Origin of the sequence: Paramicrobacterium agarici (assembly GCF_002563955.1) — a bacterium.
GTDB classification, from domain to species: domain Bacteria; phylum Actinomycetota; class Actinomycetes; order Actinomycetales; family Microbacteriaceae; genus Paramicrobacterium; species Paramicrobacterium agarici.
On record NZ_PDJE01000001.1, the window covers coordinates 573,559 to 600,237 of the forward strand.

The 26,679-nt window shown below is 63.6% G+C and carries 24 protein-coding genes; 14 read left to right on the plus strand and 10 right to left on the minus strand.

Translation table 11 applies throughout. From position 1 onward, the window contains the following. Positions 1-32: 32 nt before the first annotated feature. A complete protein-coding gene (gene dnaA / locus ATJ78_RS02920) occupies positions 33-1,457 on the minus strand; it encodes a chromosomal replication initiator protein DnaA (protein WP_098406229.1) in 1,425 nt (474 codons plus the stop codon). 338 nt (positions 1,458-1,795) lie between these two features. Between dnaA and rpmH the strand changes: the two genes are divergently transcribed. From rpmH to ATJ78_RS02960, 8 genes are all read left to right on the plus strand, one after another. Continuing rightward, positions 1,796-1,933, plus strand: a complete 138-nt coding sequence (gene rpmH / locus ATJ78_RS02925) for a 50S ribosomal protein L34 (protein ID WP_098406230.1) — start codon at positions 1,796-1,798, stop codon at positions 1,931-1,933. A gap of 17 nt (positions 1,934-1,950) precedes the next feature. Further along, positions 1,951-2,307: a ribonuclease P protein component gene (rnpA, locus tag ATJ78_RS02930; RefSeq protein WP_098406231.1), complete on the plus strand. Its 357-nt coding sequence runs from the start codon at positions 1,951-1,953 to the stop codon at positions 2,305-2,307. Then, positions 2,304-2,618, plus strand: a complete 315-nt coding sequence (yidD, locus tag ATJ78_RS02935; RefSeq protein ID WP_434061481.1) for a membrane protein insertion efficiency factor YidD — start codon at positions 2,304-2,306, stop codon at positions 2,616-2,618. Before rnpA ends, yidD begins: the two co-directional genes overlap by 4 nt. A 7-nt stretch (positions 2,619-2,625) precedes the next feature. Then, positions 2,626-3,663, plus strand: coding sequence for a membrane protein insertase YidC (gene yidC / locus ATJ78_RS02940; protein WP_098406232.1), 1,038 nt, complete (start codon positions 2,626-2,628; stop codon positions 3,661-3,663). Between the two features lie 2 nt (positions 3,664-3,665). Further along, on the plus strand, positions 3,666-4,151 hold the full coding sequence (locus ATJ78_RS02945; protein WP_098406233.1) for a Jag family protein: 486 nt from the start codon (positions 3,666-3,668) through the stop codon (positions 4,149-4,151). Between the two features lie 19 nt (positions 4,152-4,170). Next, a complete protein-coding gene (gene rsmG, locus ATJ78_RS02950) occupies positions 4,171-4,824 on the plus strand; it encodes a 16S rRNA (guanine(527)-N(7))-methyltransferase RsmG (protein ID WP_098406234.1) in 654 nt (217 codons plus the stop codon). Positions 4,825-5,575: 751 nt separating this feature from the next. Then, a complete protein-coding gene (locus ATJ78_RS02955; RefSeq protein WP_098406235.1) occupies positions 5,576-6,490 on the plus strand; it encodes a ParA family protein in 915 nt (304 codons plus the stop codon). Next, on the plus strand, positions 6,490-7,470 hold the full coding sequence (locus ATJ78_RS02960; RefSeq protein ID WP_098406236.1) for a ParB/RepB/Spo0J family partition protein: 981 nt from the start codon (positions 6,490-6,492) through the stop codon (positions 7,468-7,470). The genes ATJ78_RS02955 and ATJ78_RS02960 overlap by 1 nt, the downstream gene beginning before the upstream one ends. A gap of 81 nt (positions 7,471-7,551) precedes the next feature. Here the strand turns inward: ATJ78_RS02960 and ATJ78_RS02965 are convergent, their stop codons facing one another. From ATJ78_RS02965 to ATJ78_RS02995, 7 genes are all read right to left on the minus strand, one after another. Further along, positions 7,552-8,505, minus strand: a complete 954-nt coding sequence (locus tag ATJ78_RS02965; protein ID WP_098409172.1) for a D-alanine--D-alanine ligase family protein — start codon at positions 8,503-8,505, stop codon at positions 7,552-7,554. Positions 8,506-8,531: 26 nt separating this feature from the next. Beyond that, the gene (locus tag ATJ78_RS02970; RefSeq protein ID WP_098409173.1) at positions 8,532-9,854 is read right to left on the minus strand and encodes an aminotransferase-like domain-containing protein; all 1,323 of its coding nucleotides are present in this window, start codon (positions 9,852-9,854) and stop codon (positions 8,532-8,534) included. 128 nt (positions 9,855-9,982) lie between these two features. Beyond that, positions 9,983-10,306, minus strand: a complete 324-nt coding sequence (trxA, locus tag ATJ78_RS02975; RefSeq protein ID WP_098406237.1) for a thioredoxin — start codon at positions 10,304-10,306, stop codon at positions 9,983-9,985. A 44-nt stretch (positions 10,307-10,350) separates the two neighbouring features. After that, positions 10,351-11,325 carry a thioredoxin-disulfide reductase gene (gene trxB, locus ATJ78_RS02980; RefSeq protein WP_098406238.1) on the minus strand — a complete coding sequence of 325 codons (975 nt, stop codon included), beginning with the start codon at positions 11,323-11,325 and terminating at the stop codon, positions 10,351-10,353. A 146-nt stretch (positions 11,326-11,471) separates the two neighbouring features. Further along, positions 11,472-13,112, minus strand: coding sequence for a murein biosynthesis integral membrane protein MurJ (gene murJ / locus ATJ78_RS02985; protein ID WP_245836180.1), 1,641 nt, complete (start codon positions 13,110-13,112; stop codon positions 11,472-11,474). Then, positions 13,105-15,330 carry a DUF6049 family protein gene (locus ATJ78_RS02990; RefSeq protein ID WP_098406240.1) on the minus strand — a complete coding sequence of 742 codons (2,226 nt, stop codon included), beginning with the start codon at positions 15,328-15,330 and terminating at the stop codon, positions 13,105-13,107. Before ATJ78_RS02990 ends, murJ begins: the two co-directional genes overlap by 8 nt. Positions 15,331-15,417: 87 nt before the next feature. Next, a complete protein-coding gene (locus ATJ78_RS02995; RefSeq protein ID WP_098406241.1) occupies positions 15,418-15,807 on the minus strand; it encodes a hypothetical protein in 390 nt (129 codons plus the stop codon). Between the two features lie 115 nt (positions 15,808-15,922). Here ATJ78_RS02995 and ATJ78_RS03000 point away from each other — a divergent pair, with 115 nt between their 5' ends. Further along, positions 15,923-16,303: a TraR/DksA family transcriptional regulator gene (locus ATJ78_RS03000; RefSeq protein WP_169923369.1), complete on the plus strand. Its 381-nt coding sequence runs from the start codon at positions 15,923-15,925 to the stop codon at positions 16,301-16,303. A 39-nt stretch (positions 16,304-16,342) separates the two neighbouring features. On the opposite strand, the gene ATJ78_RS03005 is transcribed toward ATJ78_RS03000, so the two are convergent. Then, positions 16,343-18,454, minus strand: coding sequence for a RecQ family ATP-dependent DNA helicase (locus ATJ78_RS03005; protein ID WP_245836181.1), 2,112 nt, complete (start codon positions 18,452-18,454; stop codon positions 16,343-16,345). Positions 18,455-18,581: 127 nt separating this feature from the next. Here ATJ78_RS03005 and ATJ78_RS03010 point away from each other — a divergent pair, with 127 nt between their 5' ends. From ATJ78_RS03010 to ATJ78_RS03030, 5 genes are all read left to right on the plus strand, one after another. After that, positions 18,582-19,016 carry a hypothetical protein gene (locus tag ATJ78_RS03010; protein WP_098406242.1) on the plus strand — a complete coding sequence of 145 codons (435 nt, stop codon included), beginning with the start codon at positions 18,582-18,584 and terminating at the stop codon, positions 19,014-19,016. Positions 19,017-19,077: 61 nt separating this feature from the next. Further along, positions 19,078-20,664, plus strand: coding sequence for a DUF7059 domain-containing protein (locus ATJ78_RS03015; protein ID WP_245836182.1), 1,587 nt, complete (start codon positions 19,078-19,080; stop codon positions 20,662-20,664). A 76-nt stretch (positions 20,665-20,740) separates the two neighbouring features. Continuing rightward, positions 20,741-21,037 (plus strand): hypothetical protein, encoded by a 297-nt coding sequence (locus ATJ78_RS03020; protein ID WP_143741364.1) that lies wholly within the window; start codon positions 20,741-20,743, stop codon positions 21,035-21,037. A 43-nt stretch (positions 21,038-21,080) separates the two neighbouring features. Then, positions 21,081-23,966, plus strand: a complete 2,886-nt coding sequence (locus ATJ78_RS16185; RefSeq protein WP_169923370.1) for an ATP-binding protein — start codon at positions 21,081-21,083, stop codon at positions 23,964-23,966. Between the two features lie 84 nt (positions 23,967-24,050). Beyond that, positions 24,051-24,992 carry a phosphodiesterase gene (locus tag ATJ78_RS03030; RefSeq protein WP_098406246.1) on the plus strand — a complete coding sequence of 314 codons (942 nt, stop codon included), beginning with the start codon at positions 24,051-24,053 and terminating at the stop codon, positions 24,990-24,992. A 165-nt stretch (positions 24,993-25,157) separates the two neighbouring features. Here ATJ78_RS03030 and ATJ78_RS03035 read toward each other — a convergent pair whose 3' ends face one another. After that, on the minus strand, positions 25,158-26,669 hold the full coding sequence (locus ATJ78_RS03035) for an HNH endonuclease signature motif containing protein (RefSeq protein WP_169923371.1): 1,512 nt from the start codon (positions 26,667-26,669) through the stop codon (positions 25,158-25,160). Positions 26,670-26,679: the final 10 nt, after the last annotated feature.

Here is a 26,679-nt window from a genome sequence, read left to right on the forward strand (position 1 = left end):
TTATCCACAGGCCGGATTAAAGCCCCGGTGGATCAGCGGTTTCCCTGCTTGATTCTGCTGGTGAGCTCGGTCACCTGGTTATAGATCGAACGACGCTCCTGCATGAGGTCTCCAATCTTCTTGTTCGCGTACATGACCGTGGTGTGGTCGCGCCCGCCGAACAGCTGGCCGATTTTTGGCAGCGAGAGATTCGTGAGCTCGCGGCACAGATACATCGCGATCTGGCGGGACGTCGCGACGGCCTGGGAACGGCTCGAGCCGTAGAGGTCATCGACCGTGAGCTTGAAGTAGGCGGCCGTGGTGTTGATGATGTCGACCGGCGAGATGACGTTGTCTTCGTCGAGCGTGATGATGTCTTTGAGTACCGTCTGCACGAGTGCCATGTCAACCGGGGTGTGATTGAGACTGGCGAACGCCGTGACGCGAATCAGGGTTCCTTCAAGCTCGCGAATGTTGCTCGACACCTTCGAGGCGATGAACTCGAGCACCTCGTCGGGAATCTGCAGGCGCTCGCTTTGCGCCTTCTTGCGCAGAATGGCGATGCGCGTCTCGAGATCGGGAACCTGCACATCGGTGATGAGTCCCCACTCGAAGCGCGACCGCATGCGGTCTTCGAAACCCGTCAGGTGCTTGGGGGGAAGGTCGCTTGTGATCACAACCTGCTTGTTGTGGTCGTGCAACGTGTTGAAGGTATGGAAGAACGCTTCCTGAGTCTCGGCCTTGTTCTGAAGAAACTGAATGTCGTCGATGAGGAGAATGTCGATGTCGCGGTATCGGGCTTGGAACTCTTGCCCTCGGTTGTTTGCGATCGAGTTGATGAAGTCGTTTGTGAACTCTTCGCTCGAGACGTAACGCACGCGAATTCCGGGGTACAGGTTCATGGCGTAGTGGCCGATGGCGTGCAGAAGGTGCGTTTTTCCCAGGCCCGAGTCGCCGTAGATGAAGAGCGGGTTGTACGCCTTTGCGGGTGCTTCTGAAACGGCGACCGCCGCGGCATGGGCGAAGCGGTTGGATTGCCCGATGACGAAATTGTCGAATGAATACTTGGGGTTCAGCCGCGTATCGTTTTGCCTTGCGGGCAGAACCGAGGGCGGCATTGAGTACGACGGCTGCTGCTCTTGTTGTTGCGGTCTGGGGGGCTCTGGCAGCGATTCGGTGTTGTAGTCGTATTCCTGCTCGATGATCTCGGGGTTCACGACGACGGCGAAGGTGGATGCTCCGTGAGACTGTTCGATCGTGTTCGCGAACGCCTGCAGAATCGGCGCCCTCATTCGCGCATTGAGCTGTCCCGCCGTGAACTCGTTGGGAACCTCAAGATAGAAGGTTCCGCCCATGATTCCCTTGGGAACGACGAGACTCAGAAAACCCTGCAGCGGCGGCGTGATCCGCTCATCGTCGGCGAGTGCATCGAGCACGATCTGCCATGTGGCTGCAACATCCTGCTGCTCGTCAGACATAGACTCCCCCGTATTTATCCACAGCGTTATCCACCGATTCAACCCCACCGAAGCGCGTCGTCGCGCCGTCACCTGCAGGGGCTGTGGATAACTAGATCACATCACGGTAGTCTGAGGAAGAGGCCAAGGCAAAATTCCGCGCGGTGACGGTTGGCGCGACTCGGTGTGTCGTTGCGCTGCAGCCTGTGAAAGTTGTGGATAATTGCCCTTTTGGCATCGCGCGGTTTGACCGGGACTGCGCGACAACGTAGTTTTAATCAGTTGACGCCGCCCGATTGCGCTCGGGCATAATCTTTCCCGTTGCACACTGATGCGGCGGGTGTCCTCCAGGAGAAGTGATGAGCAAGAGAACGTTCCAGCCGAACAACCGTCGTCGTGCAAAGGTTCACGGCTTCCGCGCCCGCATGCGTACGCGCGCCGGCCGCGCGATTGTGTCGGCCCGTCGCCGCAAGGGCCGCACAGAGCTCTCCGCGTAAGACGGCCTCGGCCGACAGTGCTCGACAAGGCTCATCGCATCACGAGCGCTGCTGACTATAAGCACGTCGTGCGCCGAGGTCGACGCAGCGCTGGTAGGAGTACCGTGACATACGCAACGAAGAACCCGAATGGTGGCGACCCACGATTCGGGTTCATTGTTGCGAAAACGGTCGGGAATGCCGTCACTCGCAATCGCGTGCGTCGTCGGTTGAAGGCGCTCGCGTACTCGGCACTTCGCGGTGAATTGGTCCCTGAAACCCCGCTTATCGGTCGTGACCTGGTGTTTCGCGCACTACCTTCGGCATCGACAGCATCTTTCGATGATTTGCGAGCCGATGTTTCTCGCGCAATCGCGTCTGTGGCGGCGCGATGATCGTCGACGCGCTGCGGACCGTGCTTCTCATTCCACGCAATCTCGCTGTTGCCCTGCTTCAGGTATACCGGCGCCTTGTTTCGCCGCTGTATGGCGATGTCTGCCGGTACTACCCGTCCTGCTCCGCTTTCACCCTTCGGGCGATTCAGATCCACGGTGTCGTGATCGGGTCCGTGATGGGTGTGCGCCGCATTCTCCGGTGTCATCCGTGGGCGGCAGGCGGTATCGACGACGTGCCTGAAAAGAAGAACTTCCGTTATGCCCTGAACCGTCACGGGTTCGTGGTCTCCCCCACAGACAGAAAGAACTGATCGCTCCATGGACATCATCGGTACGATCCTCTGGCCGCTCAAATGGGCGGTCGAGCTGATCCTTGTTGCCTTCCACGCTCTCTTCACGTTCGTGGGGATGAATCCGGCGGCTGGTCTGACCTGGGTGCTGTCGATCGTGGGCCTCGTTCTCGTCGTGAGGGCCCTTCTCATTCCGCTGTTCGTGAAGCAGATCAAGAATCAGCGAAAGATGATGGAGGTTGCGCCCCAGCTCAAGAAGATCCAGGACAAGTACAAGGGCAAGCGCGACCAGATGTCTCGTGAGGCCATGAGTCGCGAGACCATGGCCTTGTACAAGAACACGGGAACGAACCCGATGGGTTCATGTCTTCCGCTCCTCGTGCAGATGCCGATCTTCTTCGCTCTCTTCTCCGTGCTGCGCGAGGCTGCAAGTGGAAAGCGCGGTGTTGGTCCACTCAACCAAGAGCTCGCGTCTCTGTTCGGTGACGCGTCTCTCTTCGATGTCGCGCCGCTGCACTCGAGTTTCCAAGACGCGATGAACGCGACGCCGCCCGCTGTGGGAGTGATGGTGATCGCGGCAGTCATGGTCGTGCTGATGACGTCATCGCAGTTCTTCACGCAGCTGCAGATCATGTCGAAGAACATCTCTGAGGAGACGAAGGCGTCTCCCATGTTCAAGCAGCAGCGCATTCTGCTGTACCTGCTCCCGTTCGTCTTCCTGTTTTCTGGGTTCGCCTTCCCCCTCGGCGTGATGTTCTACTGGCTCGTCTCCAACATCTGGACGATGGTTCAGCAGTTCATCATCATCCGCAACATGCCCATGCCGGGTACCGAAGCAGCTCGTGAGCGTGAGGCGCGGCTTGCTCGAAAGGGCAAGCTCGACAAGCTGGCAAAAGGCGACGACACGATTGTCGTCGAAGAAAAGAAGCCGGCACAGCGTCAGCAGCCAGTCGGAAAGAACCGCGCCAAGAAGCTGGCACAGCAGGGTAAGCAGGTTCCTCAGGCGAAAGAACAGAAGAAGCCGGGCTCCACTTCGGGCCCACGCGATTCCAAGGGGAAGAAGTAGACATGTCGGAAACGATGAACCAGAAACAGCCGACTGATTCTCTCGACCGTGAGGGCGACGCAGCTGCGGACTATATCGAGGAGCTGCTGGACATCTGCGACCTTGGCGGTGACATCGACATCGATGTGCGCAACGAGCGCGCATACGTCTCAGTGTCGGACCCGGAAGGCGAGCTCTCTCGCCTCGCGAAATCTGACGTTGTGAACGCACTGCAGGAGCTGACGAGACTTGCTGTCCAGAACGAGACGGGTTTGTTCTCCCGAGTGATCCTTGACGTCGCCGGGTCTCGCGATGCTCGTCAGGCAGAGCTGACCCGTCTCGTCGACCAGGCGATCAAGCGCATCGAAGATGGTTCGTCCGAAGCAGACCTCCCGCCGATGTCGAGCTATGAGCGCAAACTGGTGCACGACATCGTGGCGGAGCGCGGCTTTGTTTCTGAGTCGCACGGAGAAGGCCGCGGACGCCACACGGTGATCGCTCGTCGGTGAATGTTTCACGTGAAACACCATGACTGATCACTCGGAATCCCCCTCCCCCACGGTCGAAGCGGAACCGGCATCCGCTGCACGCGTGTTCGGCGATCGTCTTGAGCTCGCTCAGGCGTTCACGGAGAACCTTGCTCGCCATGGCGAGGAGCGCGGGCTGATTGGTCCGCTCGAACTTCCGCGGCTATGGAGTCGGCACGTTCTCAACAGCGGTGTTGTGAGTCCGCTTCTGCGTCCGGGCTATGTTGGTGACGTCGGATCGGGTGCGGGCCTCCCCGGTCTCGTTCTTGCGATCGCACGTCCCGATGTTCATTTGACACTCATCGAACCGATGGAACGACGCGTGACCTGGCTCACCGAGCAGGTTGATGAACTGGAGCTCGACAACGTTTCTGTCTTGCGAGCGCGTGGGGAGGACGCTGTTCTCGATCACGGCCTGGACCAGGTGACCGCTCGTGCCGTCAGCGCACTTCGGAAGTTGCTGAAGATCACAGCCCCCCTCGTGCGTGACGGCGGAGAGCTCGTCCTCATGAAGGGTGCGAACGCGGCGGCAGAGATCGATGCCGCTCACAAGGAAATCCGTAAGTTCAAAGTCTCTGACGTTCGAGTCGAGATCGTCGGCGAGGGAATCGTTGACGATCCCACGCGCGTCGTGAGGGGAAACGTCCGGGCGTAGATCTCCCTTGTGGATATCTCGAACTGTCCACTGCTGTACGGCCCCTTGTGGAATGTGCGGAACTGGCGCGGAATCTCGCGGTTCTCTGACTGACCTCTCCTTGTCCGGGCCGCGGGTTATCCACAGGCAGCGTGAGGGTGTGGAGAAAAGCTGGTGCAATGTTTCACGTGAAACATTCGCGGCAGCGTCCCGCTAGCGCGGGCATTGCAGGGCCGCGCTCTCGTGTTTGCTCCCTGCGACTCAGTCCGGATGCCCAGCGGCGGGTTCCGTCACACTGTTGTACGCGCCGGCGAGGAGGGGCGCTGGATGGCAGGCTGACGGGCCTCGGCTCCGCGAAAACGGTACCGGATTGGCGTCGACTGGCGCCACCGAACGCGTTCCTAGTATATCGACCACAGATTTCCAACCGCGGCGTCCTCTGAGCTCGGAACCACCCCTGTTCTTCGAAGCTGGATATCAAGCTTTACCTGGTCTTTTAAGGTCAGAATTGCACAGGAGCGATTCTGAGCGTTGTGCCGGCGAGAGGCGGTGTTGTCAATAGCGCCTCGGACGCCGAGCATCGCCGCTCACAAGGGGTGCCCGGCAATTTACGCAGCCGAATGTTTCACGTGAAACATCGTCCCGTGTAGCGCTCCTCGTCCGCGGTCCTCGCAGACGAGAATGCGCAGTGAGCGCCGAACGCGTACAGTTGGTAGGTACGGTTTCGACGGAAGGTTTCACGTGAAACATGGGATGAAGCGGTGACTCTCGCATGACCGATGTCTCCTTCGATGAGTCCACTCCCCTGGCCCGTGAGCTGGCAGCGTTGACGAAGCGCCGAAAGTCCATTTCGGAGGTCTCCGTGCGCCGCCCTGACTCGACGAGAATCTTTACGATCTCGAATCAGAAGGGCGGAGTGGGCAAGACCACCACGACCGTCAATATTGCTGCCGCTTTCGCGAAGCACGGTCTCAAGGTTCTGGTCATCGACCTTGATCCTCAGGGGAATGCTTCGACCGCCCTCGGAGTGGACCACACGTCGGAGGTCCCAAGCGTGTACGACGTGCTTATCGATGACTTTCCCATGGAAGATGTGATCCAGAAGAGCCCGGAGTTTGATTCGCTCTACTGTGTTCCGTCAACGATCCATCTTGCGGGCGCGGAGATCGAACTGGTCTCACAGGTGGCCCGCGAGCATCGGCTGCGTACCGCTCTCGACGACTTCGTGAAGCGGGCCGACGCGAATAGCTCGCCCTGGGACTACATCTTCATCGACTGCCCGCCGTCACTTGGACTTCTCACAATAAACGGATTCGTTGCAGCGACAGAGGTCTTGATCCCCATCCAGTGCGAGTACTACGCGCTTGAGGGCCTGAGTCAGCTTCTCAACAGCATCCACCTCATTCAGAAACACCTGAATCCGGTGCTGCATCTGTCGACGATACTTCTGACGATGTTCGACTCACGCACCAATCTCGCGAATCAGGTCGCTGAAGACGTGCGCGCGCACTTCCCCGATGAAGTGCTGGACGCTGTCATTCCGCGCGCGGTGCGGATCTCGGAAGCACCGAGCTTCGGTCAGACTGTCATCAGCCACGATCCCAGCGGCATCGGCGCCGTCTCGTACCTTGAAGCGGCGGCAGAAATAGCGCGACGCGAAGCGACTCAGAAGAAGGAAGACAACTAATGGCAACTCGGCGAACAGGACTGGGTCGAGGTATCGGCGCCCTGATCCCCACGCAGTCGGAGGGTGCGTCAACGGAGCGCCCCGTCGACGTCTTCTTTCCGGACACGGCTCGCTCCATCAACGTCGAGTCGACGGCTCAAGCAGAATCGAACGAGCAGGCGGACCTCAAGGCGGTTCCCGGCGCGCAGCTGGTGGGATTGAGCCCGAGCGACATCATTCCCAACGCCAACCAGCCTCGACGCAACTTCGATCCGGACGACCTCGCTGAACTCGTGCACAGCATCCGCGAGTTCGGTGTGCTCCAACCCATCGTCGTCCGGACTCACGACGCCGAGAAGGGCGTCTACGAGCTGATCATGGGCGAGCGCCGTTTGCGTGCCGCCAAGGAAGCGGGACTCGACAGCATTCCCGCGGTCATCAAGGACACGTCCGACGACGCGATGTTGCGGGACGCACTGCTCGAGAACCTGCATCGGTCAGAGCTCAATCCACTCGAAGAAGCCTCGGCGTATCAGCAGCTGCTCGAGGACTTCGGGATCACGCAGGAGCAGCTCGCCGATCGCATTGGACGATCGCGTCCACAGATCACCAACACGATCCGGCTTCTCCGTCTGCCGACGGCCGTGCAGTCAAAAGTCGCGGCTGGTGTTCTCAGTGCTGGTCACGCCCGTACGATCCTTTCGGTAAGCGAGCCCGACCTGATGGAACGGCTCGCCGCGAAGATCGTGAACGAAGACCTCTCCGTGCGCGCGGCGGAAGAGGCGGCGAAGCGCATGACGGCGAGCAGCCGCCCGAAGCCCAAACCTGGGGCGCGTCGCGGTCAGCTCGACTCGGTCGGCGAACGGCTCGGTGACCGTCTCAATACGCGCGTCAAGGTGACTCTCGGTTCGAAGAAGGGCCAGATCGTCGTTGACTTCGCCACGATCGGCGACCTCAACCGCATTCTGGAAGAGATCGGGGAAGACCCGTATAGTGGCTGACACAGAAACCGGTGCGAGAGCATTGAAAACGGGCGGTGGATCACATCCACCGCCCGTTTTGTATGATGAGCAGGCTGCTTCTCAGTCAGTCATCGCCCTGTGGACGAGCGTGCTGTATACCGCACTCAGTGTGAGCCCCGCAGCCTCGATGGCCTGCGGGACGAGGGAGGTCTCGGTGAGGCCGGGAAGCATGTTCGCTTCGAGGAACCAGACCGTCCCTTCAGCATCCACGATCACATCGATGCGCGAGATGTGTCGCAGACCGAGAAGCTTGTGGATGTTGACGGCCGTCGACGTGGCGAGAGCGGCAAGGTCGTCGTCAACGCGCGCAGGAGCGTAGAACATGGTCTCCCCCGCGTTGTACCGCGCTTCAAAACTGTACACTCCAGAGACCGGCTCGATCTCGACAGCCGGCAATGCCTGGGGGCCGTCGCCCATATCGACGACGGCGATGGCAAGCTCGACCCCGTCAACCTTCTGCTCGACGAGAGCGGTGTCGGAGTAGGTATACGCATCGACCATCGCGCGCGGCAGAACGCTCGAGTCGTCGACAATGGTCACGCCCTGGGCCGATCCACCTTGCGCCGGCTTGACCACAGCTGGTGTGCCGATTCCGGCGAGCACTTCCCCGAGCACGCCTCCCGCACCGAGCTCCCGGAACGTCTCCTGTGGAAGTGAGAGCCACTTAGGCGTTGCGAAACCCGCGCGGTCGACGAGCACTTTCGCCGTCGGCTTGAACCACGCGAGACCCGCTGCCTCGGAGTGCGAGCCGACGTAGCGAATGCCTCGCCCACGGAGCAGGGCCTGGAGCGCGCCGTCCTCTCCGCTTGCGCCGTGCAGTGCGGGCCACACAACGTCGGGAGGGGATGCAGCGAAGTCTTCGAACAGTGTCGCATTCGGCTCACGTACCGTTACCCGGTGACCCGCACGACGCAGCTCGTCGGACAGTCGAGCGCCAGAACGAAGAGAGACGTCGCGCTCGTGGGAGATGCCACCAGCGAGAACAGCGATGTCGAGTGCAGATTTATCCGTCATGATCAGGTATTCTTCCAATCTGAGATTCACGACATGTTGGGCGGAGGGGCATTGTAGTTCGATGATGATGCTCGGCCGGGGAGAGAGCCGGAGCCGCCGAACGTCTGCAGCAAGTCGAGCTCGCCGTTGACGACGTTCGCCAGGCGTCTGATTCCCACGCGGATCTGCTCCGGCGTCGGATAGCAGAACGAGAGCCGCATGTTCTGGGCGCCTCCCCCGTCTCCGTAGAAGGCTGTTCCCGGTGTGTACGCGACGAGCTCCTTCACCGCGCGCGGAAGCATTGCCTTGGAATCAAGCCCCTCGGGCAGCGTCAGCCACACGTAGAACCCGCCGTTCGGATCGGTCCACGTGCACATCGGAAGATGCTCTTCGAGAGCGGCGATCATTGTCTGCTTGCGTTCGCGGTACACGCCGCGGAACGTCTCGATCTGCCCCTTCCAATCCGCGCTGGCCAAGTACTCCGAGATGACGAGCTGGCTGAACGAAGACGGGCAGAGGATGGCCGCCTCGTTCGCCAGAATGAGCTTCTCGCGGATCGCATGCGGTGCGAGAGCCCAGCCGACGCGGAACCCCGGGGCGAGCGTCTTCGAGAAGGTGCCGAGATACACGACGCCGTCTTCGTCGAGAGAACGCAGCGCCTTCGGGGGCTCCTTGTCGAAGTAGAGCAAGCCGTACGGGTTGTCTTCGAGCACGAGAATGTCGTTCTGCTTCGCGATCTCGAGAATCTCCGCGCGCCGGCTCTCCGCGAGGGTTACTCCCGCCGGATTGTGGAACGTGGGGATCGTGTAGAGGAACTTGATGCGCTTTCCCTCGGCCTTGAGTGCCGCAATGCGCTGCCTGAGTGCCTCGGGCTCGAGACCGTCGTCGTCCATAGGAACATGGGAGATCTCGGCCTGATAGCTCTTGAAGATGACCATCGCCGTGACATAGCTCGGTCCCTCTGAAATGACGACGTCGCCGGGGTCGAGGAACAATTTGCTGAACAGCTCGAGGGCGTGCTGGCTTCCGGTCGTGACGACAATGTCAGAGGCGCTGGCAGAAATGCCCTCGAGAGCCATGACGTCAAGGATCTGCTCACGAAGGGCGGGGACGCCCTGCCCCGATCCGTACTGCAGGGCTGTCGGGCCCTGCTCACGCATGACGCGGTCCATCGCACCGGTGACGAGATCTTCGGGAAGTGCAGAGACGTAGGGCATGCCCCCCGCAAGCGACACGACCTCCGGGCGCGAGGCGACAGCGAACAGAGCCCGCACTTCGCTCGCGGCAAGACCGGCGGCGCGCGCGGCGTAGCTGGAATACCAGGGATCGAGGTTGTTTCCGGATGAGCTGGGTCGGCCTTGTTGTGTCACGTGAATCCGTTTCTTCTCTCTGATCATGGTAGTCGCAGGTGCCCCTGGCCACGGGCCGCGTTGCACTCGCGCTTAACCGAAAATCGACCCGCCCGGCGTAGCCGGACGGGTCGATAAGGTCTCGTCGGCTACGCGAGGTAGGCGGCGAGGTCGGCCTCAAGGGCCGGCTTCGGCTTGGCGCCAATGACAGTCGTCGCCACCTCTCCCCCGCTGAAGACCTTCATGGCGGGAATCGAGGTGATCTGGTACTGCATGGCAAGGTTGGGGTTCTCGTCGACATTCACCTTGACGATGTCGATCTTGTCGCTGTTCTCTGTAGCGATCTCGTCGAGAATCGGCGAAACCATGCGACACGGTCCGCACCATTCCGCCCAGAAGTCAACGAGGACGGGCTTCTCAGACTTCAAGACCTCGGCCTCGAAAGTCTGCTCAGTTACTGCGCGAGCGGTCATTGTGTCTCCTTCATCTTGGGTACAGCGGATGCTGTCGGTCGGCGTCAGGCGACGTGACCGGCAAGTTGGTCGACACCGGTGTCAGGTTCACCGGCTTCATCTAAAGACGCGAGGTAATGCTCGGCATCGAGGGCGGCGACCGTTCCGCTGCCCGCCGCGGTCGCTGCCTGGCGGTAGGTGGGGTCGATGACGTCACCCGCGGCGAAAACACCGGCGAGGTTTGTCTTGGAGGACCGTCCGTCAACGGCGATCGTTCCTTCGTCGGTAAGGTCGAGCTGGCCGTGCACGAGGTGGGTGCGGGGATCGTTTCCGATCGCGACGAAGAGACCCTGAACATCGAGGTGAGACTCAGCGCCGTCGACCGTGTTGCGCAGGGTCAGGCCTGTGACAGCATCCTCTCCGCTGATTCCCACCACCTCGTTGTTCCAGACGAACTCGATCTTGGGGTTGCTGAGCGCACGCTCCTGCATGATCTTGGAGGCGCGAAGGCTGTCGCGGCGGTGGACGATGTAGACCTTCTCTGCGAAGCGCGTGAGGAACGTCGCCTCTTCCATGGCGGAGTCTCCCCCGCCGACGACGGCGATGGTCTTGCCTTTGAAGAAGAAACCATCGCACGTGGCGCACCAGCTGACTCCGCGGCCAGAGAGGCGCTCTTCGTCGTCAAGCCCGATCTTGCGGTAGGCCGAGCCGGTCGCAACGATGACGGAACGCGCTTCGTAGGTGTCGCCAAGCATGGTCTTGACAGTCTTGACGGGGCCGTCGAGCTGAACGGAGTCGACGTCGTCGTAGACGACCTGTGCGCCGAAGCGCTCGGCCTGAGCCTGCATCTTGGTCATGAGTTCCGGTCCGAGAATGCCCTCGGGAAAACCGGGGAAGTTCTCAACGTCTGTCGTGTTCATGAGCTCGCCGCCTGCTTCGACAGAACTGGCGATGACGATCGGCTCGAGCTCTGCCCGCGCTGCGTAGATCGCCGCCGTATAGCCGGCGGGGCCGGATCCAATGATGATGACGTTGTGCACCAAGTCTCCTGACGTTGACGTTCTGTCGAATAGAACACAGTGTAGTCAGCAACTATTCCAGGTGAATCTGGGTTGACGTCGAGCGTTCTGCCCCTCTCAGCATCCCGTGTAACCACGTAGCACGGTTACGGATGCGGCGAGAGACGCTATCGACCGAGGCGACGCTTGAGCGGAGCGAGCGCACCCCTGAGATCAGGAGTGCGCAGAGCGATCAGGATGCCGAAATAGACGACGGCCATCGCAGTGGCCACGATCGCCATCGTCGCGATAGCACCGAGCGCGGAGCCGACAGCGAAGCCGCCCTCGACGGTGGCGCCGAGAGCCCACGTGATGAGCCAGCCGACGCCGGCGGCCGGCAGCGCCGCGAGAATGAACCGCAAGATCGCGAGCAGGACAGGCCGGGCACCGAGACCGCCGATCTTGCGACGAAGGAAGAGGTAGCCGACGACGAGCTGTGCCGTACCGGCGACGGAGATCGAAACAGCGAGACCGACGCCGATCCACTCGCGCGGCAGCAGAGAGCACGACAGCGCGAGCGCGATGAACAGCGATGACTGCACCACGGTGGAGAGGAACGGCGTTCGCGTGTCTCCGAGAGCGTAGAACGTGCGTTGCACGACGAAGAGAAGTGTGAAGGGGAGAAGGTCTCCGAGATACGCCAGAATAACGATCGACATCTGGCCTGCCTGCGGCAGAGTTCCGGTGAAGAGGCTCGAGAACGGCAGTGCGACGACCGCGATGACGGCGCCCGCGAGCACGATCAGCAGGGTGATCTGCCTGGCGGCCCGAGCGACATCTTCTTTCATGGTCTCGATGAGGCCCGCGTTCACGTGTTCGGCCATTCGCGTGAAGTACGCGGTGGCGACAGAGACCGCAATGACCGAGTGCGGGAGCATGATGATGAGCCACGAGCTCTGCAGCGTGGCCGTCGACGCGCCATGGCCGGACGCAAGCATCGCCACATTCGTCTGAATGAGACCACCCAGTTGCGTCAGCAGAAGAGAGCCGAACGTCCACCCTGCGAGCTTGCCCGTCGCTCGGAGGCCGATACCGCGCCAGTGGAAGTCCGGCCGATATGAGAGCCCGATGCGGCGCCAGAACAAGAACAAGATGAGGGCCTGAGCGACGATGCCCGCTGTCGCGGATCCCGCGAGAACCAGGATCATGCCGTCGGTCCACTCTGTGACGAGACGCGTTCCCGCAGCATCCGCCCTGAAGATCACCATGAAGGCGATGAGTCCCGCCATCGCAATCACGTTGTTGACCGCTGGTGCCCACGTGAATGGACCGAACAGCTTGTGGGCGTTGAGGATCTCGCCAAGCAGCGAGTAGAGCCCGTAGAACAGCACTTGCGGAAGGCACCAGTACGCGAATGCGGTGGCGAGGGCGCGTGCATCCGGGTCGATATCGCCGCTGCTGAGGTAGAGGTTCACAATGAACGGGGCAGCGAGAGTAACGACGAGCGTCACGGCGATCAGGATGACGAGGGCGACCGTGAGCAGCTTGTTAATGTACGCGCGCCCGCGGTCTTCTCCCACGATGGCTCGCACGATCGTCGGCACCAGAACGGCGCTCAGTACGCCGCCCGCGACGATCGAGTAGATCTGATTGGGAAGCTGGTTTGCGACACCGAACGCGTCGGCGCCAGCGCTGCCAACGCTTCCGATCGCCATGGCGAGCAGCACGGCCTTGGCGAAGCCCAGGAGGCGTGACACCACAGTTCCTGAGGCCAGGAAGATGCTCGCACGGCCGATGGACTCGCGGCCGTCGTTCTCGGCGTCAGTCACTTTCGCGCTCCGTCGGTGGCTCGTCCGGAGCCGGCGCCTCGGGACGAGATGCGTCATCTGCTGCCTGCTCATCGCCGTCCGACGCGCTGTCCTGCGTGTCGGCGGCCGCATGCTCCCGGCGACGTCGCAGAACCGTGCGGATGACGCCGAAGATGAACAGCAGGCTGACCCCGGCAATCAGAATGATCGTGCCGATGCGCTCCCAGTCCGCTCGTACCGTGACGGGGACCGTCGAGCTCTCGGTGAGCGAGACGCCCTCGGCCGTGTACAGATTGAGCCGGAGGTTGACGTCGCCGTTGCCGAGCCGAGCCGTCACGGGAATGGAGATGGCCTGCTGGGTCTCTGCGGGAATCTCGGTGAGCTCTGACGATTCGACAGCGAGCCTCGGATTGTCGGGCGACGCCCTCATGATCACGTGAACGGGCAGGTCGAGGCTGTTGCGCACGGAGATCTTGATCGAGATCTGATCGGCGATCATCAGAATCGGACTCGACTGCACGATCGTCACAGAATTGAGGACGTCGTTCGTGCTCTGCTCGAACTCGGCGACCGCGTCGGACCACCCGTCGAGGTCGGAGCGCCATCCGATGGAGTATGCCGTGAGCTTGGCCGCGTCGTGACGGCCGATCAGGAGGCTCGGATCGGAAAGTGCCGTGGAGAACGCGGCGATGTCGTCGTCAAAGGACGCGATGCGCGTGAATGCCGAGATGCGCTCCTCGGACTGCGGCTTGTCGACGAGCTCGAGGCCGCCGTTCTCGGCGAGCTCAATCGATTCGAGATCGGTCATTGCGACGCCGGGCGTGGATTCCAGCGTCGACAGCACGGCCGACATGCGCTCGGCGTTCGTCGGCCAGGTGCGATCCATGGTGAGAAGGATGCTGCGCTCTCCAGCGCCGGACTCCCCCGCGATGACCGCGAGCTTCGCTTCGAGAGCGGCAAGCGCGTCGCTCTGACCCGTATCGCTCGCCGCGGTCGCCGCGCGCCTCAAGTCATCGGATGCCGCAGAGTCGGCGATGAACGCTGTCGTGTCGCCAAGCGACACCTTTGCGTCGACGGTCGAGTGCGCACCTGCTGACGTGTTCGACGACGAGAGGATCACGGGTCCGAGCTTCGCGTTCTCAAAGCCGGAGAGGTCGGCCTTGGTCACGGTGTCGTCGTCGGGCCAGACGGCGGAGGGGAAGGTGTAGGGAAACTCGAGAAGAGTGTCGAGCGAGGGGATGCCGTCGGGGTCGACGGGCGGTGTCGGAGTAGGCGTCACGGCGGCACCGTTCGGACTCGGTGTTTCTGTGCCGGTCGGCGTGGTCGGCTGATCGGGCTCGTCGTCGGGCACCGGCGTGAAGTTGTTCGGATCGATGCCGAACATGAGCGATGAGGGCTGCTGAAGCGCGGACGCCCCCGACTGCAGCTGGGCGGTCGGATCGGCATCAGCATACTGAAGCGGGAATATGTTGTGTCCCGAGGTCTCGAGCGTGCGGAGCCACTCGACCGCGCTTTCGGGCGCCGCTGAGCCGAGCGCGCGAACGGATGCGATGATTCGCGGGTCGATCGCGATCGCCACGTCGTGGGCGAGCACACCGTTCAGCTGCTGCGTGAGGGAGCCCTCTTCGGACGTGTATGCCGCGAGATCCTCAGCGCTGACGAGGCTCTCGGCCGTGGGCGGGAGCGTGATGGGAACGGCAATGGCGACCGTGACGGGATCGGGAGTCTCTCCTGCCTGAAAGGCGAACGCATCGCGGGACTGCGCTGTCGCGCTGCCCGCGACGTATGTGCCCGAGAACGCATATGCGCCGAACGTCTCGGGCAGATCGAGATCATCGCTCGTCACGGTGACGGGTGTGCTGGTCCACGTGGAGCTCGGGTCGATGGCCGGAACATCCAGGGTGTCGAGCGTGACCGACGACTCCGTGTCAGCCGCCGAAACATCGAGAAACGTCGCGAGCTCGTTGCGCGAGCTGAATGGCTCGTCGCCGGCCGAGAGCACGACGTGGCCAGATGCGAGGGCGTCGTCGGTCGAGTTCGTCACCGTGACGCTCGCCCGCATTTCGCCGTCGGGGACCAGCGGAGTGTCGAGCAGCTCGACGGTGAGCACGACGCCGCCGTCGGCCTGCACGGCCGAGCGAGCGGTCCCCTCGGCGGCCGACGACGGCGTGAGGGCCAGCGACGACAAACCGACGGCCGTGATGACGGCCGCGCGCGCAAGGGTCGTAGGAAGAGTCATAGTGTTGGCGAGCCACCGCGACGGGCGAGGGCTCAGCCGATTCTACGTTGCGCGAGACTCAGCTTCCCTGAGCGCGATCGGAGCGCCCTACTCCTCTGAGCGGCGGCTCGCGGGTTCGGCTGGAGAGATCTGCGCATGGTCGAGGTCGCCCGCGAGGGTCCAGACCGCTCGTGTGAGCTCTGGATGACGGTGCGCAATATCGCGAAGGATGCCGTACTCGAGACGATCTGCTTCGGAGCGCAGCCGCGCAGCATCCGATCGCCCTGTCTTCTGCCCGAGCCGGGCAAGCAGAAACTCGGCGGTCTTGCCGAGCCGGTCGAGCTCTTCGTCTCGCAGAGCGGTGACGACGAGCTGGTCGACGGTCGGGAGGAACTGCAGAAACTCCCACGGATCTTCGCCGTCGCGCGAACGATGTTCGATGAGAACGTCGAGCTCAAGACGCGCGTCGGCTCGCAGGCGGGCGAGGGAGTCGCTCATCTCTGCTCTCTTTCACCGGTTCCGACGTGCCCATCCAGGGTACGTCTTCGGCGCGGCGTCATGCGCTGCCCTCGGAAATACCCGCGTTCGGCGCAACCATATGTCACGATGGTCTATGGCCACTTCACGACTGAGCGACAGCACACTCGAGCACTTCGCCACTGTTCTGCAGCGCCGCAGAGAAGAACTGCTGCACCTGATGCACGCCAACGACGAGGCGCTCGGCCAGGTACGCGAATCGCTCAGCGAGGGGACGAACGACGACGAGCACGACCCCGAGGGCCCGACGATGTCGGATGAGTGGTCGAAGCTCACCGGTTTGCAGGCCGAGGGCGTGACGGAGCTGCGCGAACTCGACGCCGCTCTCGAGCGCATCTCGAATCACGAGTTCGGCATGTGCGCGTCGTGCGGCACCGCGATCGGACGGCCCCGGCTCGAGGCGCGGCCCTATACGACGCTGTGCATCGACTGCGCGCGCAAGGCCGAGACCCACTGACGCGGGCGCGGCTCTGCTGTGCGGCCCCGGACCACGGGCTCACGCCTGCAGCGCTAGCGTGAACGGGAGTACCGAGCCGGCGCCGGCGTTGAGCAGCGCCTGACCGGCGACCGTGAGAGTCCATCTGCTGTCGGCGCGGTCGTCGACGAGCAGAATCGGCGCGCCCGCGTGGGCGGCGAGCCCATGTGCCAGATCGGCGCCGATGCGAAAGCGGCCCCACACCGACGAGAGGCGAAAGACGCTGTTCATGGTTCCCGTCGCAGGCGCGGTCGCCTCGCCATCGAGTGCGCCGAGATATGGCAGTCGGCCGATCGACGAGAGTCCAGCCGCGAGCGAGCCGACAAGCTGCGGGCGGGTGTGCGATGGGACCGACACGATCGCGGCCGGACGCTGCTCCCAGTCCCAGTCGGCGAGAACGCGCACGCACGCATCGAGAACATCGGAGCCGACGGGTGCGTCGGCTGCGTTCGGAGCGAAGATCTCGCGCAAGCGGCCTCCCCATCCCAGGTCGGTGAGCCGCGCAAGTGCTCGACCGGGCTCGAGTCGTCGCTCTGGTGAGATGCGCCCCTTGACGGCAAGCCCGACACGGTCTGATCCTGTCGGCCATTGCGCGCGCGGCTCGATCGGCACGCCGACGCGCGCGAGGCTCTGCGTCGCAGCATCCCTCGAGCCCTCGTCGGCGTCGACCGGATACCACCGTCCTGCGCAGACGTCGCAGCGGCCGCAGTCCTCTGCTGTGTCATCGTCGAGCTGACGCTGCAGAAACGCCATGCGGCACTCGTCGCCGCTCTCATAGCGAATCATGGCGTTCTGCTCGGCAACGCGCTCGGCGGCAATGCGTTCATAGCGCTCGCTGTCGTGCTGCCACGGCACGCCCGTCGTGACCCAGCCGCCCTGAACCCGCTGCACAGCGCCGTCGACGTCGAGCACCTTGAGCAGCAGTTCGAGAGTGCTGCGCTTGAGGTCGACGCGCGACTCGAGCGCCGGGGTCGAGAGCGGCCGATCCGACTCGGCGAGTGCGGCGAGAACACCGTGCGCGGCCTGCTCATCGGGCATGGATGCTGTCGCGAAGTAGCGCCAGATCGCGCGATCTTCTTCACCGGGCAGCAGCAGAACATCTGCGTGCTCGGTCGCACGCCCCGCACGCCCCACCTGCTGATAGTAGGAGACCGGGGAAGACGGCGCGCCGAGGTGCACGACGAAGCCAAGATCGGGCTTGTCGAAGCCCATGCCGAGAGCGCTCGTGGCGACGAGTGCCTTGACGTCGTTCGCCTTGAGCGCCTCTTCGGCCCGCTCTCGGTCGCCCGGGTCGGTGCGCCCCGTGTAGGCGAGCACGTTGTGCCCCGCGTCGCGCAGAAGCCGGGCGGTGTCTTCGGCGGCGGAGACCGTGAGGGCGTAGACGATGCCGCTCCCCGGCAGATCTGCGAGGTGACTGAGCAGCCACGCGAGTCTCGCGGCGCTGTCGGCAAGCTGGAGCACGCCGAGGCGTAACGATCGTCGCGCAAGCGGACCCCTGATGGTCGTCACCGCTTGCCCTCCGGCGCTCAGCTGCTCTTCGACGTCGTCGGCGACGCGCTTGTTCGCCGTCGCGGTGGTCGCGAGAACCGGAACGCCGGCCGGCATGCGCGAGACGAGGTCGCGCAAACGGCGGTAGTCGGGACGAAAATCGTGGCCCCAGTCGGAGATGCAGTGCGCCTCGTCAACGACGAGCAAACCCGTGCGGTCGACAAGCTGCGGCAGCTGCTCGTCGCGGAACGAGGGGTTGTTCAAGCGCTCGGGTGACACGAGCAGCACGTCGATCTCGTCGCGCCCCAGGGCATCGACCACGTCTGCCCACTCGTGCGCGTTGGCAGAGCTGATGGATGCTGCCCGCACGCCGGCCCGCGCAGCGGCAGCGATCTGGTCGCGCATGAGAGCGAGTAGCGGCGAGACCAGGAGCGTCGGTCCCGCACCGGCCTGGCGCAGAAGCAGCGTGGCGACGAAGTAGACGGCGGACTTGCCCCACCCGGTGCGCTGTACGACGAGGGTGCGCTCACGATCGTCGACGAGCGCTGAGATCGCCTCGAACTGTCCGTCGTGAAACTCTGCGTCGTCTCGTCCGACAAGGGTGCGCAGCTTCTCGAGTGCGGCGATTCGGGTTGTGTCAATCACACACCTAGACAATCAGACGCGTATGACAGCGCGGTGGTCGCACCGAGAGCTGTGGAGAACGTCGGGTGTATCCACAGATCGGCGATATGGGCGTCGTGTCGCGACAGCAACCGGGCACCATCGGCGTATGACTATCAGCGCAGAAGAAGCAGCTCACGCGCCGCTCGTGAGCGATGAGCAGATTGAGATGCGAGTGAGCGACCTCGTGGGAAAGGCCATCAAGCGGCAATGGTGGATGTTGTTTCTCGACGAGAACGACGTACAGCTGCCCCACATAGTCCCCGTCGACGGCGCGCCGCTCGTGCCCGACGATGCGGCGACGCAGCACAGTGCCGAGGGAATGGGCGCGATCATGGACGAGCTCGGCGCCGCGCAGGTGATTCTGGTCTGGGAGCGCCCGACCGGACCGACCGTCGCCATGCCCGACCGAGTGTGGGCCAGATCGCTCGCGGAGGCGGCTCGACGCCGCGGCATTCGCGTGCGCGCGCAGCTGATCAGCCACAGCAACGGCGTGCGGTGGCTGGCCCCCGACGATTACCTCGAACACAACCTGCCGTCGTAACCGGTGCAGCCCGTTTCACGGAGCGGATGCTGCCGCGACAGCGTGCTGAGAGAATATGCGAGTGACTCCACCGATCGCTCCGCTGCCAGCGCGTGACGCGCAGCCCGCGCTCCCGCAGAAGCTCAGGGCCGATCTGACGGCCGCAGCCTTCTCGGTCTCGACGCTCACGGCCCTGTGGGGAGACGACGCCGAGCGGGCGCTGCACCGCAATCAGCGCGTGCCGGCGATTCGCCGCCTCGATGAGCAGGCCGTGACGCCCGCGTCGACGCTCGCGCGGCTGTTCGTGCTCGGTCTCGACGTACCCCGCGAGCAGGTTGAGCGCGCGCTGCCGACGCTGGGTATCGACGGCGCTGCCGAGCTTGGTCTCATGAGCGCAGCGGGCGACAGCATCCGTCCCCTCAAAGATCTGCGGCCGTACAGTTTTGTCGACGCAGACGGTGCGGGCAGCTGGTGGATCGTGTCTGACCTCGGCGAGCTCAGTCGCCCTGGTCCGCTCGACGAAGACCACGTGCTCGGCGTTGGCGGGGCATCGATGACGCTCGCGGGCCTCATGCTGCAGGCGAGAGTCGATCGGGTGCTTGACCTGGGCACCGGTTGCGGCATTCAGGCGCTGCACGCCGCTCGGCACGCAAAGCACGTGGTCGCCACGGACATCTCGGATGCGGCGCTGACCACGGCCCGGCTGAACGCCGACCTCAATGCGGTGACCAACATCGAGTTTCGGCACGGCAGTCTGTATGAACCGGTCGCGGGTGAACGGTTCGATCGGATCGTGAGCAATCCGCCGTTCGTCATCACACCGCGGCGGCCGGGTGTGCCGGCGTATGAGTACCGCGACGGCGGGCTCGTGGGCGATGAGATCGTGCGCACCGTGATCGTCGGCAGCGCCGACCACTTGGTACCAGGCGGCACCGTGCAGATGCTGGCGAACTGGGAGTATCGCGCCGGCGAAACAGGCAGTGATCGCGTTGCGCGCTGGCTGCACGACAACGCCGCAGACGCCCTCGATTCGTGGGTCATCGAGCGTGAGGTGCAGTCTCCCGAGGAGTACGCCGAGACGTGGATTCGCGACGGCGGCACGCGCGAAGGGACGGAGAAGTTCAATGCACTCTACGGGGCGTGGCTTGACGACTTTGCCGAGCGCGGAGTGCGTCAGGTGGGCTTCGGCTATGTCTTTCTGAGGCGACGAGACGCGTCGTCGGGCCCCGTGTGGAACCGCCATGAGCGGTTACTGTCCGCGCCGGGGCAGAACGAAGCGGGACTCGGCGTGCACATCGCAGCGTGCGTCGCCGCGCATGATGCGCAAGCCAGGTTGAGCGATGACGACCTCGCCGCTTCGACGCTCGTCGTCGCAGGAGATGTCACTCAGGAGCAGCACCACTGGCCCGGAAGCGACGATCCCACAGCGATCATCGTGCGTCAGGGCGGCGGCTTCGGCCGCAGCATCCCCGTCGATACCGCTCTTGCCGCGCTCGTCGGCGCATGCGACGGCGACCTGTCGGTCGGCGCGATCACAGCAGCGCTCGCTCAGCTTCTCGAGGTCGACGAGCGAGCGCTGAGGGCGCAGCTGCTTCCGCGCGTGCGCGAGTTCGTCGACGACGGCATCCTCTCGTTTGCGCTACCTCAGAAGCCCGATCGCCAAAGATAAGGCACCTGCCCGATGAACGAGGGCTACCTTAGCTTCCACTCTGGGGGTATTGACCGAGATACCGAGAGTGGACATCATGTACGCATCACCAGAGCTGTACTACGACATTGAATATCGTCAGCATGAACGCGCGCTCGAGAACGCTGCCGCCTATCGTCGCGCCGCTGAGTTCAGCCCGGGTCAGGTTTCGCTGAGGACACCCGCGTTCGCGCGCCTCGTAACCTGGCTGAGGGGTGTTGCCACGGCGCGTCGGGAGCGTCGCAGGGGCGGTGGAATTGCGCTCGACAGTGTCGAGACGAGAACTTCTGCCGCACCGGCGCTGCCCGCAGGCCAGTCGGAACCGAATAACACGAGGGTGGATGCTGTCGCCTGAGGTTCCGCCCGTCGATGTCGGTGCTTCGTGGCACGATTGGTGCATGATCGGAACGCCCGTGCGAGCCTCAATGGTGGGGCGCGACGCCGAGCTGTCGGCGTTGAGCGACATTTTCGCGCGCAGCCTCGCCGGGTCGCCTCACGTCGCGCTTGTCGCGGGCGAAGCGGGCATCGGCAAGACGCGGCTTCTGCGCGAGTTTCAGGAGCACGCGCGCACGCGTGCGAACGTCGCCGTGGGCCAGTGCATCGACTATGGCGCGACGCCGGTTCCGTACGCGCCGATCGTCAGCATTCTGCGCACGATCGTCGCCGACATGGGCGCCGAAGCCGCGCGCGAGGTCGCCGGCCCCGGGCGCGATGCTCTGCTGCTTCTGCTTCCTGAACTCGGCGACGGCCCGCTCGACTGGAGCGAGGTGAGCGCGAGCCGTCTGCACGACGTGATCGCGGTGCTCATTGAGGCATACGCGCAGCAGGCGCCGCTTGTCGTCATGATCGAAGACCTGCACTGGGCAGACGACTCGACGCTGACGATGCTGCGTTTTCTCATGCGGGCCATCACGAATGTGCGCGTGCTGATCGTCGTGAGCGTGCGCAGCGAAGACGTGGGTCGTGGTTCCGCCGTGCACACCTTTCTCGCCGAAAGCGAGCGCGCTCGGCTCATGGAGCGGATCGAGCTGACGCGGCTCGATCGTCAGCAGGTGCGTGATCTTGCCGAGACGTTTCGCCGGAGCCCGCTCGATGACGACGCCCTTGACCGCGTCTTCGATCGAACCGAGGGCGTGCCGTTCTTTGTCGAAGAGCTGTCGAGCTGCACTGAAGGCGCCATGCCCGACACCCTTCGAGATCTTCTTCTCGCTCGTTACGACGCGCTCGACGCAACCGCACAGCGCATCGTTCGCGTGCTCTCGGCGTCGAACGGCTGGCTTCCGCACGTGATTCTGCGCGACGTGGTTGACGAGAGTGACGCCGACCTCGACGACGCCGTGCGCGCCGGTGTGCAGGCAAGCATTCTCGAGGTCGATCGCGACGCCTACTGCTTTCGCCATTCGCTGCTGCGTGAGGCCGCACAAGGAGAGCTTCTGCCCGGTGAGCGAGGCCGCGTTCACCTTGCATATGCGCGCGCCTTCGAGCAGCATCCTGAAATCGATGCCGAGTACGAGATTGCGCACCATTGGAACGCCGCCGGTGATTCGCCGCGCGCGCTCGCCTCGGCCGTGACGGCGATGATGAGCGCGAAGAAGGCCTACGCCTACGCGACCGCTTCTCAGCTGGGCGAGCTCGCAATCGAGCTCTGGGAGCGTGTGCCCGATGCGGAGGACTTGACGGGGACAACGCGAGTGCGGCTGCTCTCGACGGTTGCGTCGATGCACAGAAATGCGGGGTCGGGCGAACGCGCGATCGCCGTCGTCAATGCCGCACTCGACGAAGCAGATCGCTCCCCCGTTGAGCCAGCGCTCTTCGTTCGGCTGCTGCGCGATAAAGCGCAGTACCTCGCGAACATCGGAAGACCGGGAGCCGTCGAGCTGCTCATCGACGCGCTTGCGCTCATGGGCGACGTCGACGACGAGCATCCCTCGCACGTTCACGATGAGAAGCTGCGCGCCAACCTGCTCAACATGCTGGCGGCGCGCTACATGCTCGCGGGAAAGGCTCACGAGGCGATCGTCACCGCGGCTACCGCCCACGACGTGGCAATGGCGGCGGGCGAGCGGTCCGAACAGTCAGTCGCCGCGAATCTGCGCGGCATGTCGCGTGCTCAGCTCGGCGACATCGACGAGGCGCTCGCCGATCTCGAGCGTGCGCGCGAGAACGCCATCGACTCGAGTTCGCGCCTGCGCTTCAGTGTCAATTACTCCGACCTCCTCAATCTTCTCGGCCGCTACCAGGAGGCGATCGACGTGGCGCGCGCGGGCCTTGCCCGCGCGATCGAGCTCGGCGTTGAACGCAGCTCGGGGGCCATCATGCTGCACAACCTGATCGATCCGCTCTTCGCCCTCGGCGACATTGATGAAGCCGAGCGGATCATCGACCGCACGCTCTCGCTGGGGAGCCTCACGGTTCCGCAGTCCTACACCCAGAGAACGCGCGTGCAGGCGCTGCTGTGGCGGGGTGACACCGCGACGGCCAAGCGGCTTGCCGAGCAATGGCTTCCGGGATTCGACGTGACAGCGACCGTCGAACGGCAACTGTGGTGGGCGTCGGGCACCCTGCGGGTGGAACTTGCGCTCGCCGATCGCGACTGGACGACGGCGTGGCAGACGGTTACGACGATCCTCGACGATCCGGCAAGCGCCAGTCACGTCGTTCACCGTCGCAACCGGCTGCTCGATGCGGCGGGTATCGTGGCGCGCTTGCGAACCGTGGTCTCTGAGAGTGAAGCGGATGCTGCCGCTGCTACGGTTCTCAACGCATGGCGTGCGCTCCCCGACCCCGTGACGCCCGAACCGCTTTCTGCCATCGTCACGGGGCTCGTTGCCGTGCCCGATGCGTCGGGCGTTGACGTTCTCCGGGCAGCGGCCGACGCAGCTGAGGACCCCACCGTGCCCGCCCTGACCCGTCCGTTCGTGTACATGCAGTACGCGAAGGCGCTTGTCGCCTCGGGCGAGCGTTCGCGCGCAGCATCCACTCTTGCCCATGCTCTTGAGGTGGTGACGGCGCTGGCGCATGCGGGACTACGGGCGGAGCTTGAAGAGTATGCTGACGCTGCGGGACTGCGGTCACCGGCCGATGTCGGGAGTATGCCGATTCTGACGGCGCGTGAGAGCCAGGTTCTCGATCTGATTGCGCAGGGCCTCAGCAACCGTCAGATCGGTGAGCGGCTGTTCATCAGCACCAAGACGGCCAGCGTCCACGTTTCGGCGATTCTGCGCAAACTCGGGGTTTCCACGCGAACAGAAGCGGCCGTCGCTGCGCGCCGCGCCGTCGGTTAGCGGCTCGCCGTCGTCTATTCACCGTCCGTTCGGACTCGTGTGCTGTGATGTGGGTAACCGAAGAAGCCAGCGAATGGATGCGTCGTGACTCCACGAACGGCCGAGTACCCGAGGCCGGACCACTTTCTTCTGCACATCAGCGACACCCACCTGCTCGGTGGGGATCGCAGGCTCTACGGCTCTGTCGACCCGGCGGAGCAGCTGCGTACGCTCTTTGCGGAGCTTGAGGGCTCTGAGGGTCGTCCCGATGCCATTGTGTTCACGGGTGACCTTGCCGATAAGGGCGAGCCCGAGGCCTACGACCTGCTGCGTCGTATTGTCGAGCCCGCAGCCGAGAGACTCGGTGCCCGGGTGATCTGGGCCATGGGCAATCACGACAATCGTGCGGCAGTCAGATCGGAGCTATTGGCCGAGCCGCCGAGCATGCTTCCCATCAATCGGGTGTACGACGTGAATGGCCTGCGGGTCATTACGCTCGACACGAGTGTTCCGGGTGAACACTATGGTGATGTCACGGCAGAGCAGCTTGCGTGGCTTCGGGAACAGCTTGCCGTTCCTGCTCCGCACGGCACGATTCTGGCGATGCATCATCCGCCGATTCCGAGTGTTCTCGACCTGGCGGTGAGTGTCGAGTTGCGTGATCAGGCTGCGCTTGCTGAGGTGCTGAGGGGTACGGATGTGCGCAGCATCCTTGCGGGGCATTTGCACTACTCATCGACAGCGACCTTTGCGGGCATTCCTGTGTCGGTGGCGTCGGCCAGTTGTTATACGCAGGATCTCAATGTGCCTGTCGGCGGAACGCGTGGTCGTGACGGGGCTCGTGCCTTCAACCTTGTACATGTGTATGAGAGCACGGTGTTGCACTCGGTCGTGCCGCTGGGGCAGTATCAGGTGCTTGATTATGTGGATGCTGATGAGACGGCGAGACGTCTGAAGGCAGATGGGGTCGAGATTCCGTTGTCTCGTATGCAGGCGGCGGCAGCTGCTGACGCGGTGGCGAATCGCGAGCCTGCGCCGGTCGGCTAGCTGGCAGTGGTGCCGAAGCAGGGTCTCATCCGTCACTGCGTGTGTGAGATGACCCGACGTCGGGCTGTTGACGGACAGACTTGCGGTCTTTGAGCGTCTGGGCACTCCGAGTAGCGCTTCGAGTGGTTTCACTCGTGCATGTTGTGTCTCGGGGCCGCCGCGTTGTCAGGGACGCGGCCCGGTATCTCGTTCGTCGTCGGGTGGACCGCCGTTTTCACTGGTGGTTGTGCCTTCGAGCGCACTCGTGCCTGGTCTCGTCGCGTTGGTCCCGCGCCGGGGCACGCTCGTCCCTGTCTCGGCCGCGTTTGTTCCTGGTTCTGCCGCAGTCGTATCGCGTCTGGTTGCTTCGCGCTGTCCCAAATAGCGTCTGTTGACATACCAGCCCGGTGGGACCACGCGTGGTCGACCGGTTTCGTCGCGGATGATGGCCCATTCTCCGTGTTCGACAACGCGGTGGTGCCACCAACACAGCAGGACGCCGTTGGACAGGTCTGTTCTTCCGCCGGTTTTCCATCCGTGAATGTGGTGGGCTTCGCACAGCCAGGCGGGAATCTGGCAGTCGGGGACCGCGCAGGTGTTGCCGTCACGTGCGATCAGGGCGAGGCGTTGTTTCGGGGAGAACTCCCGGCTGGCATGTCCCAGGTCAAGCACCTCCCCGTGCTCGTCGATCTGCACGTGCCGGGTATCGCCGTCGCACTGCATCTGGGTCACGAACCTCATTGGCAGCGGCACCGGTGTCCCCGGTGACCACGCTGCCCCGGTTCCGCTGTCGAGGTTGCGTTCATCCACAGTCACCAGCACGGTCGGTCCTCGCCCGTGGAGTTTCGGTGCGGTCTTCTGTTTTCCGGTGCCGCCGATGATCGTCGTGAATACGTCGGCGCGTTCTTGCGGTTTCGACCGCTCCTCCGGTGCTTGCTCGTTGTCGGCTTGCTCGTCGGCATGCATAAACGTTGGGCTGGTGCGTTTGGACATGTATGCGTCAAACACGGGTGTCACTTGTGCTGCCTGTTCCGGGGACAGGGTGCCGGTGATCTTCAGGGTCCCGTTTTCTTGATGCCGAAACACCAGCTTCCTCGCCTCATGCAGTTCCTCCGCGGTGGGTTCGACCCCATCAGGGTCGAGAACGGCGCAGAACGCTCTCGCCTGCTGCCGCAGGTTATCCGCGGACACGGGTGCCTCCCCGTTCGCGCCGGTCGCGTTGCCCAGCAAGGTCGCTTCGGCCCAGTCCATCTGCTCCGGCACCGCCCGCGGCAGGACCGGTGCGAGTGTCGCGGTGATTGCTTCGGCAGCATCCAAACCGATGACACCGTCCCTCAACGCTTGCGCGGTCTGCGCGAACATCGGAGCAAGGGGCAGCCCGGTGTCGGAAACTCTCGGTGTCGTGTGGGTGGCGAGTTTCGTGTATCGGTAGGCGGTCGAGTTCTTCGCCCCCGTGATCTTCTCAAACAGTCCCGTCGCAGAGGACGCCCCATGACGAGCGGCGAGACCGTTGAATCCGGCGTTGGTGTCGGAGCGGCGGGCGATGTCACCGACGTTGCCGACCTGGCGGCCCTCGACAAGACGAGCAATGTTCCCGAGCAGACCGGTTAACTCCAGCAGGGCATCCGCGGAGAGCGTGCTTGGGTCGACATCGGTAAGGTTCGCGACAGTCGACAGCGCTTCTTCAGCGGCACGCACAGCGACAGCA

Bases quoted from the DNA above. Each gene is read 5' to 3' on its own strand.
- dnaA (WP_098406229.1), bottom strand. From the start codon at position 1,457: ATGTCTGACGAGCAGCAGGATGTTGCAGCCACATGGCAGATCGTGCTC.
- rpmH (WP_098406230.1), top strand. From the start codon at position 1,796: ATGAGCAAGAGAACGTTCCAGCCGAACAACCGTCGTCGTGCAAAGGTT.
- yidD (WP_434061481.1), top strand. From the start codon at position 2,304: ATGATCGTCGACGCGCTGCGGACCGTGCTTCTCATTCCACGCAATCTC.
- yidC (WP_098406232.1), top strand. From the start codon at position 2,626: ATGGACATCATCGGTACGATCCTCTGGCCGCTCAAATGGGCGGTCGAG.
- ATJ78_RS02945 (WP_098406233.1), top strand. From the start codon at position 3,666: ATGTCGGAAACGATGAACCAGAAACAGCCGACTGATTCTCTCGACCGT.
- rsmG (WP_098406234.1), top strand. From the start codon at position 4,171: ATGACTGATCACTCGGAATCCCCCTCCCCCACGGTCGAAGCGGAACCG.
- ATJ78_RS02955 (WP_098406235.1), top strand. From the start codon at position 5,576: ATGACCGATGTCTCCTTCGATGAGTCCACTCCCCTGGCCCGTGAGCTG.
- ATJ78_RS02960 (WP_098406236.1), top strand. From the start codon at position 6,490: ATGGCAACTCGGCGAACAGGACTGGGTCGAGGTATCGGCGCCCTGATC.
- ATJ78_RS02965 (WP_098409172.1), bottom strand. From the start codon at position 8,505: ATGACGGATAAATCTGCACTCGACATCGCTGTTCTCGCTGGTGGCATC.
- trxA (WP_098406237.1), bottom strand. From the start codon at position 10,306: ATGACCGCTCGCGCAGTAACTGAGCAGACTTTCGAGGCCGAGGTCTTG.
- ATJ78_RS02990 (WP_098406240.1), bottom strand. From the start codon at position 15,330: ATGACTCTTCCTACGACCCTTGCGCGCGCGGCCGTCATCACGGCCGTC.
- ATJ78_RS02995 (WP_098406241.1), bottom strand. From the start codon at position 15,807: ATGAGCGACTCCCTCGCCCGCCTGCGAGCCGACGCGCGTCTTGAGCTC.
- ATJ78_RS03000 (WP_169923369.1), top strand. From the start codon at position 15,923: ATGGCCACTTCACGACTGAGCGACAGCACACTCGAGCACTTCGCCACT.
- ATJ78_RS03010 (WP_098406242.1), top strand. From the start codon at position 18,582: ATGACTATCAGCGCAGAAGAAGCAGCTCACGCGCCGCTCGTGAGCGAT.
- ATJ78_RS03020 (WP_143741364.1), top strand. From the start codon at position 20,741: ATGTACGCATCACCAGAGCTGTACTACGACATTGAATATCGTCAGCAT.
- ATJ78_RS16185 (WP_169923370.1), top strand. From the start codon at position 21,081: ATGATCGGAACGCCCGTGCGAGCCTCAATGGTGGGGCGCGACGCCGAG.